The sequence below is a fragment of the Halococcus sp. IIIV-5B genome (assembly GCF_003602035.1).
In the GTDB taxonomy this organism is placed as follows: Archaea; Halobacteriota; Halobacteria; order Halobacteriales; family Halococcaceae; genus Halococcus; species Halococcus salsus.
In genome coordinates, this window is the sequence record NZ_QZWE01000007.1 from 13,487 (window position 1) to 26,226 (window position 12,740).

The window sequence follows — 12,740 nt, forward strand, 5'->3', positions numbered from 1 at the left end:
AACAAATCATGAGTTCAGACCAAGACCACCTGCGCGAGACCGACTCCGAAGCGCGCTTCGAGTTCAAGAAGGACGAGGCCTCGGCGTTCAAGACCGAGAAGGGCGCGCTCGACGAGGAGACCATCCGGGTCATCAGTGAGGACAAGGACGAGCCCGAGTGGATGCTTGAGCGCCGCCTTCGAGCCCTGAAGCAGTTCCATGCGATGCCGATGCCGACCGACTGGCCGGGCCAGCCCGACCTCTCGGAGGTCGACATCGCGGAGATCGTCCCGTACATCCGACCGGACGTCGACGTCCGCGGTGGCGTCGACGACTGGAGCGAGCTCCCCGACGACATCAAGGACACCTTCGACCAGCTCGGGATCCCCGAGGCCGAGAAGAACGCGCTCTCGGGCGTCGGTGCCCAGTACGAGTCCGAGGTCGTCTACCAGAACATGCAGGAGCGCTGGGAGGAGAAGGGCGTCATCTTCTGCAACATGGACGAGGCGGTCCAGGAACACCCCGAACTCGTCAAGGAGCACTTCATGACGTCGTGCGTGCCGCCGTCGGACAACAAGTTCGCGGCGCTCCACGGCGCGGTGTGGTCCGGCGGGAGCTTCGTCTACATCCCCGAGGGCGTCACCGTCGAGATGCCCGTTCAGGCCTACTTCCGAATGAACTCGGAAGGGATGGGCCAGTTCGAGCACACCCTCATCATCGCCGAGGAGGGCTCGGAGGTCCACTACATCGAGGGCTGTTCGGCCCCGCAGTACGCGAGCTTCAACCTCCACTCCGGCGGCGTCGAGGTCTTCGTTGGCGAGGACGCCCACGTCCAGTACTCCACGGTGCAGAACTGGTCGAAGAACACCTACAACCTCAACACCAAGCGCGCGATCTGTGAGGCCAACGGCACGATGGAGTGGGTCTCGGGCTCGATGGGCTCGAAGGCCACGATGCTCTACCCCTCGACCATCCTGAAGGGCCGCGGTGCGACCGACAACCACATCACGATCGCCTTCGCGGGCGAGGGCCAGAACATCGACACCGGCGCGAAGGTCTACCACAACGCGCCCCGAACCAAGTCCACGATCGAATCGAAGTCGATCTCGAAGGACGGCGGCCGGACCAACTACCGAGGGCTGGTCCACATCTCGGACGGCGCGGAGCACTCCAGTACATCGGTGGAGTGTGACGCGCTGATGTTCGACAACGAGTCGACCTCCGATACGATGCCGTACATGGAGATCGAGGAGTCGAAGGTCGACGTGGCCCACGAGGCCACGGTCGGAAAGATCGGCGACGAGGACGTCTTCTACCTCCAGTCGCGTGGACTGGACGACGACGACGCCAAGCAGATGATCGTCGCCGGCTTCATCGAACCGATCACCGAAGAGCTCCCGATCGAGTACGCGGTCGAACTCAACCGACTGATCGAACTCGAGATGGAGGGGAGCCTCGGGTAACTCCCGATCTCGCGACACATGAGTACACAGCTACACGCAAACCTCACGGAGGAGCAGGTACGGGAGATATCGGGCCGGCTCGACGAGCCCGAGTGGCTACTCCAGCAGCGCCTCGACGCGCTCGACGCGCTCTCGGAGCTCGACATGCCGGACGTGATCCGGACGCCGGGTCGCAACTGGACCAACCTCTACGACCTCGACTTCGAGTCGTTGGTCGACCCGCTCAACGCGGCCGAGGAGAAGGACCAGGTGGGCCCCGACGAGGTCGAGGTCATGTCGATCGCCGAGGCGCTCGACAGCCACGAGGAGCTCGTTCGCGAGCACTTCGGCAGCGTCATCGACCCCCAGGAGAACTACCTCACGGCGCTTCAGACCGCGCTGTTCTCGACCGGCACAGTGGTGGTCGTCCCCGATGGCGTCGACGCCGAGGACATCACGGTGCGGACCCGGATGAACTCCCGGTCGCTGTTCAACTACACCCTCGTCGTTACTGGCAAATCGAGCTCGGCGACGATCCTCGAACGCCAGACGACCGGCGACGAGGTGGAGGGTGAACGCTACTACTCCGGACTCGTCGAGATCGCCGCGGGCGAGAACTCCAACGTGCAGTACGGCTCGCTCCAGAACCTCGACGAGACGAGCTACGACTACACCCTGAAACGGGGTCACGCCGACGTCAACGCCACGATCAACTGGATCGAGGGCAACGTCGGCTCGCGGCTCACGAAGTCCTCTGTCGAGACGCGACTGCTGGGTGAGGGCTCCGAGACCCACATCGTCGGGGCCTTCTTCGGCCACAACGACCAGCACTTCGACGTCGCCTCGCGGGTGTGGCACGAGGCCGAGCACACGACCGCCGACCTCGTGACCCGCGGCGTGCTCGACGACCACGCCCGGTCGGTCTACGAGGGCGTCCAGGACGTCGGCCGGGACGCGTGGAACACGAGTTCCTACCAGCGCGAGAACACCCTGATGCTGAGCGACGAATCGGAGGCCGACGCCTCGCCGAAGCTCATCATCAACAACCACGACACCGAGGCCTCCCACGCCGCGTCGGTGGGGCAGGTCGACGAACTGGACCTGTTCTACATGACCTCGCGCGGGGTCTCGCCGCGGACGGCGCGGAACATGCTCGTGGAGGGGTTCTTCGTGCCGGTGCTCGAAGAGATCGCGGTCGAGGAGTTCCGCGACGACCTCTCGGGGCTCGTGGCGGCGCGCCTTCGGGAGTAATCGTTTAAGTCCCTGGGGTCCGGAATCATGCTATGACCGCTTCGGAGGTATCGATTTTCGTGCGCGTTTCGACCGGGTGGTCGGGATGAGCGTCAGCCAACCGGTGGCCTCGGACCACCAGCTCGCACGCCTGCTCCAGATCGGCATGGTCTTGGAGGAGGTCGTGGAGGCACGCGCCAACCAGCACCACCAGTCGTTCGAGGCGGACCTCGACCCCGAGATCGAGGCGCTGCTCGACCACGCGGCCGAGGAGTCCGCGGACCACCGCGACCGGCTCTCGGCGCTGATCGACGAGCTCGACGCCGAACAGATCCCGTTCGACCAGATCTCGCCGCTGGTGGCCGAACACTACGACCACGACCGCGACACCGACGGCGTGCTCTACGACCAGCTCGCGAACGAGGAAACGGCGTACAAGTTCTACGACGACCTCATCGGCGCGATCGAGGCGAGCGAGGCCACGTTCAGCATCGAGCGCGACCGACTGGTCGAGACGCTCGCGGGGATCCGCGCCGAGGAGGCCGACGGGGCGGAGGACGTCACGAAACTCATGGAGGCACGCGAATGACGACGGCATTCCGACAACGCGATCCGGAGACGAGGTTTCAATGAACACTGCAGAACAATATCTCAAGGCGATCTATCTCGTCCAGCAGGTCGAGAACGGTCCGGCGTCCACCGGCAAGCTGGCCGACTCGCTCGGCGTAAGCCCCGCGAGCGCGAACGAGATGATCGGGAAACTCGAAGCCCGCGGGCTCGCCGACCACGAGAAGTACAAGGGCGTGACGCTCACCGACGAGGGGATCGAGCGGGCGCGCGACTCGCTCCAGACCTACTGCATCATCGAGCGCTTCCTGGTCTCGGTGCTCGGCGTCGAGGACTACCGCACCGAGGCCAGTCAGCTCGAAAGCGTGATCGACGAGACGGTGGCCGAACGCCTCGACACCATCATCGACCGCGAGTGCGAGTGTCCCGACTGTTTCGCCCCCGACGAGGACGTCTGTGAACTCCTCGACGCCGAACCCAGCGCGGCGGACTGACCTCTCGAAGCGTTCAAGTACGTATCGAGGATATTCGAGATCGAAGTCCCGTGGTGTCTCGCCGAACGAAGCGAGGCGAGGCTCGGAACGCGAGGGAAGCGAGCGTTCCGGTGGTGAGAAAACCCGAAGGGTTTTCGATGCTCACGGGATTGAGTGAGTGCAACGAACGAAGTCCCGTGGTGTAGTGGCCAATCATAACGGCCTTTGGAGCCGTTGACGGCAGTTCGAATCTGCCCGGGACTATCTCTGTCCTTTCACGGCTTGTGTACGCTATTTTGAGTGATTAGAGGAGATACGAAATATTCACTTGTCCGTTACGATTCGATGTAACACACAATTGAAAAACGGCAAAAATTGACTCACCGATTCACTATATCGAGGATCGTACAAATGGCCTGGTGTAGACATAAAAGGGGGCACAGATATACGCTAAAAATAATGAATCTCATATATATATATGTGTGTGTAAAATAGGACATTTCGTAGAACTATGCTTCTTCTGCCACTACAACATTTTCATACTGATCAATAAGTGAGTGTTGGAAATGACGAACAAATCGCTGTAGCTGGGGTGGACAATCATCATCTATTTGACTAAGTGCCTCGTCTATATTTTCTGATACTTTTCCACTGGTTTCAAACCACCCTTCGGCAGTACCGACGGGTACGACATACAGTCCATAGTTTTCAGATGTTTGTAATAACTCTCCGAGCGGGCGAGCAATCTCATTGGGAACAGAAGCAAACCCATTTTCTTTTACATTAGACCAGTCAACAGAGCTTGCTCGTATTTGCTGATTTATTTGGTTACATTTTCCCATCATATCATTCATATCCTCCCCACTCAGCCCTTCTAAACAATCTCGGAATATCGAGGGTGTGCTTAGTATATCGAAGTCTGCAACAATGACCTGAGGTATAGCGCCCTCACGTAATACATTAGCAATTTTAGGTGCATTGTGTTTCCCGTTGCAGGGTACATATACAGCATTTCTCTCACCAAGAATCTCGTCTGCGATATATCGATATATTAACTTATCGGAACCGCCTTCACAGATTACTATTCCTTTTTGGAAAACACCGTTCATTACTCTCAAACTTGACAGTAGAGAATCAGATGATAGATTCGAGATCACCTGCCGAGAGATTTCGTTATATTGAGTATAATCATCTGAGCGGTTGAGCCGGTAAACAGTAGCGTCGGTATCAACCGATAGTACACCATCCAAGAAATGAGAATTATGTGTGGAAATAATGATTTGTCCGTGGGTTCTTCTTGCGTGTTCTGATAGCCAAATCCCGAATTCCCTTGCTTGAGCTGGATGTAGGAAAGCCTCAGGTTCATCTAACAATACGACTCTTCGCTGAGCCAAGAGCAAACTTAATACTACACCTGCTAAGCTTCGATAGCCTGCTCCTTGATTGTCAACTTTACTTCCTATTGCCTGATCCTGTTGTGGGTCTCCAGTTGGTCTTAATATATTCCCATCAATGTCACCCATATCCTCATCTACTCGAAGTACGAAATTCCGAGTACTGCTGAAATCTAGTATTATATCTTGTTGAAATATGCTATTGAAAGCGTCTCTCAGTTCTTGGCGGGCAGCGGGATTCTCATATAATTTTTGCAAGATGTTCGACGGAGAGCCTTCATGAAAATCATATGTTTCGCAAGAGCTGGCAATATCAAGCCTGGAAGAAGCACCAAGGAATGCGACCTGGAACTTCATCAATCTCTGACGGACAATGTTAATTCCAGTTATATCCCCCTGAGCTTCACGGAGTTCTTCGACTTGACTTGTGAGAACATTTTCTGAACTACGGTTATTGAGGTTGGGTGCAATCCCGCTAATGTTATACCTGCCTGACATATCTGCATTTTCGTTGATGGAGAATTCTTCAGCGAATTGGCTATATGTTTCGCCTTGATAGTCAAGATCAGAGATTATTGTGGGATCAGAATTCTCAATGCCTTCTGACATCATATCTGATATATCACGTAGAGTCTGTGACTTTCCAGTGTTGTTTGGTCCTACTAATATCACAAAATCACTCAATGAGACCTCATCTTCATTTTTCGTAGTGAACTTGTTGATCTTCATGTTGGGTTTCCTAACCTCAAATGAATTCGCTAGATAGAAATCGCTTTGGGAAAAATTGGCCACTAGCTCGCATAATCATAGAGTAACATAGATGAGGGTGTGAATGAGCCATGCTACTATATATTATGATGTAACTCCCTTCAATCATACTCATTATAGAGAAGATTGGCTCCTTGTCAATATCTAACACGAAACTGCCTATGACTAATAATGAATAAAGGGACTCTATCCTGAGAATATTGTTGGGTATGGATCAGGTTTGTACAGTTTCTCGATATATCTCAATTGATTGAGGTTGTTTAGTAGACCCTTGTTTACTCATTTCCGACAGATATTTACTTACAAACCGCTTCCTTCGATAGCTGGTCTTCAGCAGTTCGGATAACATCCAGAGCCTCGATCTCACTATTACTCAACTAAGTTCTGATTTCTCCATATGCTTTGAGTGGAATCTCATCAGGTATACAGTTAGTCCGAACATATACATTTGAGTGTTTGGTAGTTCTCTCAAATTGCAAACATTCTGCAAAAAGGTGTATTCACGCATCTCTTTAGTGATTTTGTTTTCGAGCCTGTCATTGGTTTCACTGAGAGATTGGTCATCACGAAAATCGAGCGATGGTGATCATCGAAAAGAGCGCACCACCTCTGAATGTACGCATCGCCATAGCGCATTGACCCAAAGATAATCTCGACTGGTATATCTCTAAACTTGTTGATGCCTCGTGTAATTTCCGTAGTACTCTGCCTCAGCCACTGCATCATGATCTTCTAACTCTTTGAGATTATTATAGTCTTCATAGCTATCGAATGCAGTACTGCTACCAATTACTCCCGTTTTCTGATCTTCTTTTTGCCTTACAGCATTGAGTAGTGCAATGTCCTTTTCAGACTCTACATATCTCCCTAATGCAACCGAGTAGTGTTTTCATCTATCCTTACGATATTAATATCGAGAAAGTGCTTAATATAAGCTCATCACTCACTGTACCGACCACTCCCGACAGCTATCAAGACTCCGTCTCGGGCGCATCGACCTCGAGGATCCGTGCACCGCACGCGACACAGGAGACGGCGAGCACCTCGTGTGACCGACAGCAGGACCGAACGGTGGTTTCGCCGAAGACCACCTCGCCGTCACAGGTCGGACAGCGATCGAGGAAGACCCGGAGGCCGTTGACGGCCTGGCTTCGGCCTTCGACCGAGAGCCGACCCCAGTCCTCGTACCGCGACGAGAGTTCGACCGCGGCCGCGAGGTCGGCGAGGAACGCCGCCCGGGACTCCCAGTAGCCGACCGGTCTGGTTTCGGTGTGTGCCATGACGACGCCGTCGGGGTTCTCGTCGTCGAGGTGGACCGTCTCGTCGATGCCCAACAGCGTGTGGAGGGCGCGTTCTTCGGTCCCTTCAGTTCGGATCCGGTCGATGCGGTCGTGCCACGCGGCACGGAACGTCGGTACGAGACGGAGATCGTCCGCCTCGGGGTCGGGTTCGACGGCGTCGGCCGCCGACAGCAACGCCCCGGGGTCCCCGAGGAACGTTGGCTCCGGGGCTTCGGCCGGTCGATCGGTCGCCGGCCGGTTCGCGGGGGGAACGGGGCGCGAGTCGGTCTTGTTGAACGCGCGGAGCACGGGTTCGGGGAAGTACCGTTGGGTGAAGGCTGGCGTTCCGGGGACGAGGTATCCCCGGAGGTAGATCGCGAGGAGACCGAACGCGAGCACGCCCGCGCCGGCGGGAAGCCAGACGAGCGCGACCAGCGCGCCGGCCACGGCCGCGATACCGACGTTGGTCGCCGTACACGGGAGACACCGGTTCTCGCCAGTGTACTCGGGTCGGCGGAATCGATCGAGCGAGAACGCTGGGCACACGGTCGTTTTCCGTTCTCGCCAGCGTCGTATAAACGTAGCCGCCCGGCGGTTGGTCGCGAACGGCTCCGAACTCGTCAGTGGAGCCGGCGACGGTACGGGCGCGGCCCGTCCGTATTCGATGGAACGAATCACCGCATCGACCCGACCGCTTATCCCGATTCGGTGGCTCGTCCCGGTATGGCAGACGTGACCATCGACATGAGTGATCGAGAGCTCGAAGACGCTGCCGCCGAGCTCGCGACCGCCCGCGACGACCTCGGTGCCGGCGGCTCGCTCACCGTCGACCTTCAGAACCTCGACGCACCGACCGCGTTCGCCTTCTTCGAGGGCGCGCTCGACGCGGGCTATCGACCGACGATCTCCGACCTCGACGCCGAGCCGACCGGCAATCAGAGCATCCTCGGGATGCTCCAGGACGACGAGAAGGTCCACATCGACCGGCTCTCGCTCGAACTCGGGGCCTGAGAACGCGAACGGTGGTTTACCCGTCTCGGGTGCGTACGCCGAGCCATGACCGTCACCGAGCGAAACCGGCTCGATACCGAACGGAGCCCCTACCTCCGCCAGCACGCCGACAACCCCGTCAACTGGCAGCCCTGGGACGACGACGCGCTCGCCGCGGCCCGCGAGCACGACGTCCCGATCTTCCTCTCGATCGGCTACTCGTCGTGTCACTGGTGTCACGTCATGGCCGACGAGAGCTTCGAGGACGAGCGGGTTGCCGAACGGCTCAACGAGGCGTTCGTCCCGATAAAAGTCGATAGGGAGGAGCGGCCCGACCTCGACAGGCTCTACCAGACGGTGATCGGGATGGTGAGCGGGAGAGGCGGATGGCCGCTCTCGGTCTGGCTCACGCCCGACGGCCGCCCCTTCTACATCGGGACCTACTTCCCGCCGGAGGCGAAACGCGGCCAGCCCGGATTCCTCGACCTCCTCGATTCGATCACCGAGGCGTGGGAGACCGAGCGCGAGGACATCGAAGGGCGCGCCGACCAGTGGGCCGACGCGATGGCGGGCGAGCTCGAGGACACCCCGGAACCGGGCGATCCGCCGGGAAGCGAACTCCTCGAAACGGCTGCGAGGAGCGCCGTGCGAAATGCTGACCGGGAGTACGGTGGCTCGGGCCGCAGTCAGAAGTTCCCCCAGACCGGCCGCCTCCGGCTCCTAATGGAGGCCGCCGACCGAACCGACGACGAGGAGTTCGGGACCGTCGCCCGCGAGGCGCTCGACGCGATGGCTACTGGGGGATTGCGCGACCACGTCGGCGGCGGGTTCCACCGTTACACCACCGACCGCGAGTGGACGGTCCCCCACTTCGAGAAGATGCTCTACGACAACGCCGAACTCGTCCGGGCCTACCTCGACGGCTACCGGCTGTTCGACGACGAGCGCTACGCCGAGGTCGCCCGCGAGACCCTCGGCTTCGTCGAACGCGAACTCACGGGTCCCGAGGGGGGATTCTTCAGCACGCTCGACGCCCAGAGCGTCGGCGAATCGGGCGAGCGCGAGGAGGGTGCGTTCTACATCTGGACCCCCGACGAAGTCCACGACGCGGTGGGCGACGACCGCGCCACCGAGCTGTTCTGCGAACGCTACGGGGTCACCGAGTCGGGCAACTTCGAGAACGGGAAGACGGTGCTGACGCTGGCCGCCGACGTCGAGGAGCTCGCCGAGAAACACGATACCACCACCGAGGATGTCGAGGCCGACCTCGAACGCGCCCGTGAGGCCGTGTTCGCGGCGCGCGCGGAGCGCCCGCGACCCAACCGTGACGAGAAAGTCCTCGCTGGATGGAACGGGCTGATGGTCGCGGCGTTCGCCGAGGCCGGCCTCGCGCTCGATCCCCGATTCGCGGAGACCGCCGTCGCGGCGCTCGACTTCGTCCGCGAGGAACTCTGGGACGAAACGGACCACCTCCTCTCCCGTCGGTACAAGGACGGGGAGGTGAAGATCGACGGTTATCTCGAGGATTACGCCTTCCTCGCGCGGGGCGCGCTCGCCTGCTACGAGGCGACCGGCGACGTGCGTCACCTCGGGTTCGCGCTCGACCTGGCGCGCACCATCGAATCGGAGTTCTGGGACCCCGAGGAGGGGACCCTCTACTTCACGCCGAGCAGCGGCGAGTCGCTCGTCGCGCGCCCCCAGGAACTCGACGACCAGTCGACGCCTTCTAGTACTGGCGTCGCGGTCGAGACGCTGCTCGCGCTCGACCACTTCGCCCCCAGTGAAAACTTCGCCGGGATCGCCGAGGGCGTGCTCGAAACCCACGCCGAGACGATCGAATCGTCGCCGCTCGCACGCGCCTCGCTCGCGCTCGCGGCCGAACGCCACACTGCGGGTTCGCTCGAACTCACGGTCGTGGCGGATTCGCTCCCCGACGCGTGGCGCGAACGGATCGGTCGGGGGTTCCTCCCCGGCCGGGTGCTCGCGCACCGGCCGCCGACCGACGACGACCTAAGGGGCTGGCTCGACACCCTCGGCCTCGCGGAATCCCCACCCATTTGGGCCGACCGCACTCAGCCCAACGACGATCCCACGATCTACGTCTGCCGGTCGTTCACCTGCTCGCCGCCACAGACGGGTATCGACGAGGCGCTGGAGTGGGTCGAGAGACTCGGCTCAGAGGAGGGAACTGATCCCGAAGCGGACCTCGGCTTTGACGAGAACTGAGACCGGTTTTTCCCTACCGACTCACTGGTGACCCGAGACGGGCACCGGCCCGTAGGGCGCTTCGAGGTACTCGATATCGCTCTCCGAAAGCGAGATGTCGAGCGCCGCGACGGCGTCTTCTAAGTGTTCGACGCTCGTGGTGCCGACGATCGGCGCGTCGACCCAGTCCTTGTGGAGCATCCACGCGAGCGCGATCTGGGCCATCGTCGCGCCCTCGTCGTTCGCGACCTCCTCGACGCGTTCGTTGATCTCCTCGCCACCGTTCGCGGCGTACGGGTGTTCTCTGGCGTACTCGTCGGTCTCCCCACGCGTCGTCGTGTCGAACTCCTCGTGGGGGCGGGTGAGGTAGCCCCGCGCGAGCGGGCTCCACGGGATCACCCCCACGTCCTCCTTCTCGCAGAGCGGGAGCATCTCGCGCTCCTCCTCGCGGTAGGCGAGGCTGTAGTGGTTCTGCATCGTCGCGAACCGTTCGAGGTCCAGCGAATCGCTGGTGTGGAGCGCGTCGGCGAACTGGTGGGCCCACATCGACGAGCCGCCGATGTAGCGCACCTGGTTTCGGCGGACGGCGTCGTCGAGCGTCTTCAGTGTCTCCTCGATCGGCGCGTCGTCGTCCCACCGATGGGTCTGATAGAGGTCGATGGTGTCCACCCCGAGCCGGTCGAGGGAGTGCTGGAGTTCCTGCTCGATGGCCTTCCGGGAGAGCCCCTGTGCGTTGGGGTTGTCGTCGTCCATCGGATTGAAGACCTTGGTGGCGAGCACCAGCCAGTCGCGGTCGTAGCCCGAAAGCGCGTTGCCGACGACGCGCTCGGACTCGCCCCGGGAGTACATGTTCGCCGTGTCGAAGAAGTTGATCCCGAGGTCCACCGCTTTGTCGATGATCTCCTCGCTTTCGTCCTCGTCGAGCACCCACTCGCGCCAGTCCGAACTCCCGAAGCTCATACAGCCGAGGCAGATCTTGCTGACGGTCATACCCGTGTTGCCGAGGGTCGTGTATTCCACGCGATTCGTTCGTCGGCGGCTCGCAAAAACCTATCCGCGCCGGCGAAGAACCCGTCTCCATGCCGTCCGAGATCGAGCGCACCCCCGACGGCCGCCGGATCGTCGTTTCGAGAGCTATCGAGGCTCCGGCCGCGGTCGTCTGGCGCGTGCTGACCGACACCGAACGCTGGCCCGAGTGGGGACCCTCGGTCGCAGGGGTCGAGTGTGCCGACCGGTTCGTCACCGCCGGATCGCGTGGCTACGTCCGACTCCCGGGTCCAGGATCACTGTTCGGTCGCGATGCGGGCTCGATGGGGCCCCGGATACCGTTTCGGATCGTCGACTGCGAGAACTACCGCTGGACGTGGCGGGTCGCGGGGATCCCGGCGACGGGCCACCGGGTCGAGGGGGAGGGAGAAACCTGCCGGGTCGCGATCGAGGTGCCGATGCTCGCCGCCGGCTACGTCCCGGTCTGTCGGCGTGCGCTCGGCGAAATCGAGCGGATCGCGCTCCGCGAGCGGAGTTGACTATCGAGCGGAGACGAGCACGTCGCCGACGGAGTGGAGGTCCTCTTCGAGGCCCTCGCCCTCGCAGTCCTCGTTCGGACAGGAGAATCGCCAGCCGTCCCTCGTCGCGGTTCGTTCGGCGAATCGATCGCCGCATACCTCACAGAACAGCTGGGCGTCCGTGCAGACGTCGCGGTGGAGTTCGAGTTCGAGTTCGGTCCCGAAGGTCCGCTTGCAGTTCCGGCAGGTGTGAGTCATGCCGGACTCATCGACGCCCTGGGATATATGCATGCCGCTTTTCCCACGTAACTGACACGATAGCGAGTGATTCTCTATCACGGTCGGCGACCGTGGAGCCTCACCGACGGGAGACGAGGGGTTTTGGTGGACGAGACCCTCCATCGGCTATGCCGACCTACCAGCACGAATCGCGGATCCGTGCGCCGTTCGAGGACGTCTGGGACTTCCACTCGGGGATCGAGGGGCTCACCGAAGTCACGCCCGCGTTCATGAACCTCCGGGTGGAGGCGTCGCGCGGCCCCGACGGCGAGCCCGACCCCGAGGTTCTGGAGGAGGGGGCCACGGTCGACCTCTCGATGCGACCGTTCGGTGTCGGCCCGCGCCAGGGCTGGACTTCGACCATCGTCGAACGACGCGAGAGCGAGGGCGCGGCGCTGTTTCGCGACGAGATGAGCGACGGGCCGTTCCCGAGCTGGACGCACACCCACAGCTTCTACGCCGACGGCGCGGAGACCATCGCGCGCGACCGGGTCGAGTACCGGCTCCCGTTCGGCGAACTCGGCCACCTCGCCGACCCGTTCGCCGTCGTCGGGTTCGAACCGATGTTTCGGTACCGCCACGCCGAAACACGACGACTGCTCGAATAGTCCGCGTCGGCGGACGGTAT

General features: G+C 60.5%; 12 protein-coding genes and 1 tRNA gene. 9 read left to right on the plus strand and 4 right to left on the minus strand.

Annotated elements, in window-relative coordinates; genetic code table 11:
* Positions 1 to 8: 8 nt before the first annotated feature.
* From sufB to D3261_RS06850, 5 genes are all read left to right on the plus strand, one after another.
* A complete protein-coding gene (gene sufB / locus D3261_RS06830; protein ID WP_120070667.1) occupies positions 9 to 1,442 on the plus strand; it encodes a Fe-S cluster assembly protein SufB in 1,434 nt (477 codons plus the stop codon).
* 18 nt (positions 1,443 to 1,460) lie between these two features.
* Complete coding sequence (gene sufD, locus D3261_RS06835) at positions 1,461 to 2,672, plus strand: Fe-S cluster assembly protein SufD (RefSeq protein WP_120070669.1); 1,212 nt, start codon at positions 1,461 to 1,463, stop codon at positions 2,670 to 2,672.
* A gap of 85 nt (positions 2,673 to 2,757) precedes the next feature.
* Positions 2,758 to 3,240: a ferritin-like domain-containing protein gene (locus D3261_RS06840; protein WP_120070956.1), complete on the plus strand. Its 483-nt coding sequence runs from the start codon at positions 2,758 to 2,760 to the stop codon at positions 3,238 to 3,240.
* Between the two features lie 40 nt (positions 3,241 to 3,280).
* Positions 3,281 to 3,712: a metal-dependent transcriptional regulator gene (locus D3261_RS06845; RefSeq protein WP_120070672.1), complete on the plus strand. Its 432-nt coding sequence runs from the start codon at positions 3,281 to 3,283 to the stop codon at positions 3,710 to 3,712.
* Between the two features lie 170 nt (positions 3,713 to 3,882).
* A tRNA-Gln gene (locus D3261_RS06850) sits at positions 3,883 to 3,955 on the plus strand.
* Positions 3,956 to 4,200: 245 nt separating this feature from the next.
* Here the strand turns inward: D3261_RS06850 and D3261_RS06855 are convergent.
* Together D3261_RS06855 and D3261_RS06860 are read right to left on the minus strand one after the other, a co-directional pair.
* On the minus strand, positions 4,201 to 5,814 hold the full coding sequence (locus D3261_RS06855) for an ATP-dependent endonuclease (protein ID WP_120070675.1): 1,614 nt from the start codon (positions 5,812 to 5,814) through the stop codon (positions 4,201 to 4,203).
* Positions 5,815 to 6,824: 1,010 nt separating this feature from the next.
* Positions 6,825 to 7,679 carry a hypothetical protein gene (locus D3261_RS06860; protein WP_120070677.1) on the minus strand — a complete coding sequence of 285 codons (855 nt, stop codon included), beginning with the start codon at positions 7,677 to 7,679 and terminating at the stop codon, positions 6,825 to 6,827.
* Positions 7,680 to 7,856: 177 nt separating this feature from the next.
* On the opposite strand from D3261_RS06860, the gene D3261_RS06865 reads away from it, so the two are divergent.
* Complete coding sequence (locus D3261_RS06865; protein WP_120070679.1) at positions 7,857 to 8,144, plus strand: hypothetical protein; 288 nt, start codon at positions 7,857 to 7,859, stop codon at positions 8,142 to 8,144.
* A gap of 45 nt (positions 8,145 to 8,189) precedes the next feature.
* Positions 8,190 to 10,349 (plus strand): thioredoxin domain-containing protein, encoded by a 2,160-nt coding sequence (locus D3261_RS06870; RefSeq protein WP_120070682.1) that lies wholly within the window; start codon positions 8,190 to 8,192, stop codon positions 10,347 to 10,349.
* A gap of 21 nt (positions 10,350 to 10,370) precedes the next feature.
* Here D3261_RS06870 and D3261_RS06875 read toward each other — a convergent pair whose 3' ends face one another.
* Positions 10,371 to 11,348 carry an aldo/keto reductase gene (locus D3261_RS06875; protein ID WP_120070684.1) on the minus strand — a complete coding sequence of 326 codons (978 nt, stop codon included), beginning with the start codon at positions 11,346 to 11,348 and terminating at the stop codon, positions 10,371 to 10,373.
* Between the two features lie 59 nt (positions 11,349 to 11,407).
* Between D3261_RS06875 and D3261_RS06880 the strand changes: the two genes are divergently transcribed.
* On the plus strand, positions 11,408 to 11,854 hold the full coding sequence (locus D3261_RS06880) for an SRPBCC family protein (protein WP_120070687.1): 447 nt from the start codon (positions 11,408 to 11,410) through the stop codon (positions 11,852 to 11,854).
* Here the strand turns inward: D3261_RS06880 and D3261_RS06885 are convergent, their stop codons facing one another.
* The gene (locus tag D3261_RS06885; protein ID WP_192927968.1) at positions 11,855 to 12,091 is read right to left on the minus strand and encodes a transcriptional regulator; all 237 of its coding nucleotides are present in this window, start codon (positions 12,089 to 12,091) and stop codon (positions 11,855 to 11,857) included.
* A 149-nt stretch (positions 12,092 to 12,240) separates the two neighbouring features.
* Between D3261_RS06885 and D3261_RS06890 the strand changes: the two genes are divergently transcribed.
* Positions 12,241 to 12,720, plus strand: coding sequence for an SRPBCC family protein (locus tag D3261_RS06890; RefSeq protein WP_120070691.1), 480 nt, complete (start codon positions 12,241 to 12,243; stop codon positions 12,718 to 12,720).
* Positions 12,721 to 12,740: the final 20 nt, after the last annotated feature.